Below are 964 nucleotides of genomic sequence, written 5' to 3'. Positions count from 1 at the left end.
CCGCGTGGTCAGTCCCCGCCTGCCACAGGGTGTTTTTACCCTGCATACGCTGGTAGCGGATCATGGTATCCATGATGGTCTGCTGGAAAGCATGCCCCATATGCAAACTGCCGGTGACGTTCGGCGGCGGGATCATGATGCAGAAGGACTCTTTGCTTTCGTCGCCGTTAGGCTTGAAATAGCCCTGCTGTTCCCAGTGCTCGTAAAGCGGCTGTTCGATATCGCGTGGGTTATATGTCTTTTCCATTATTTCCAGGTTGCCGTATTCAGGTTAAAACCGGCCAGGCGGTACGCTTTGTAGCGTTCGCGCGCCAGCTGTTTCAAAGATTCTTCGTAAGGGACAAAGTCTACCACTTCTGTGAAAGCGGTGGCAAAATCTGCAAAGTCTGTCCGCAGGCTAATGAGAATGTCGCGCGCGCTGCTGTTGCGTTTTTGCGGCCAGGCAATCTCCACCGGTGCCCCGCCGCGTGGACCTTCGCCCGACAGGTTATGCGGAACAAAACTCTCCGGCGGGCGCGCCCATAGCGCTTCATCCAGACGAATCGCCTGCTGCTCATCTTCACAGGCAATCAGGACGCGTTTACCTGCGCGCCAACGTTCTGCGGCAATTTCACACACCAGTTGTTCAACGGCGCTGAGGCCATCCTGATGGGTGTCATTGTCCAGAAGGTAGAACGTTGCATTCTTCATATATGGGGTTTCTTGTCGTGGATTTAAATGCAAAGCCGGGTGGCGCTACGCTTACCCGGCCTACGGTTGAGTGACGTTGTAGGCCGGGTAAGGCGAAGCCGCTACCCGGCGTTTTTCATCACTCGTCGCCGTTAAAACCCGCGCGATTGAGCAGGAACTGCGACAGCAGCGCCACCGGACGTCCGGTCGCGCCTTTGGCTTTACCGGAGCGCCATGCGGTCCCCGCAATGTCCAGGTGCGCCCAGTTGTACTTGCGGGTGAAGCGCGCCAGGAA

Annotated in this window: 2 protein-coding genes and 1 pseudogene; all 3 read right to left on the bottom strand. The window is 56.8% G+C overall.

The genetic code is table 11. The features are described from left to right. The coding region (locus tag HP459_RS23130) for a class I tRNA ligase family protein (protein ID WP_171936947.1) at positions 1-247 on the bottom strand (247 nt) is incomplete at its 3' end. Beyond that, positions 247-690, bottom strand: a complete 444-nt coding sequence (gene holC / locus HP459_RS23125; protein WP_003861884.1) for a DNA polymerase III subunit chi — start codon at positions 688-690, stop codon at positions 247-249. The genes holC and HP459_RS23130, both read right to left, overlap by 1 nt. Before the next feature lie 118 nt (positions 691-808). Next, positions 809-964, bottom strand: a pseudogene (locus HP459_RS23120) (leucyl aminopeptidase); the annotation flags it as partial.

Source organism: Enterobacter sp. CM29, from assembly GCF_013179605.1.
GTDB classification, from domain to species: Bacteria; Pseudomonadota; Gammaproteobacteria; order Enterobacterales; family Enterobacteriaceae; genus Enterobacter; species Enterobacter intestinihominis.
The sequence above is the reverse complement of the archived record's forward strand: the minus strand, read 5'-3'. Positions and strand labels throughout refer to the sequence as shown.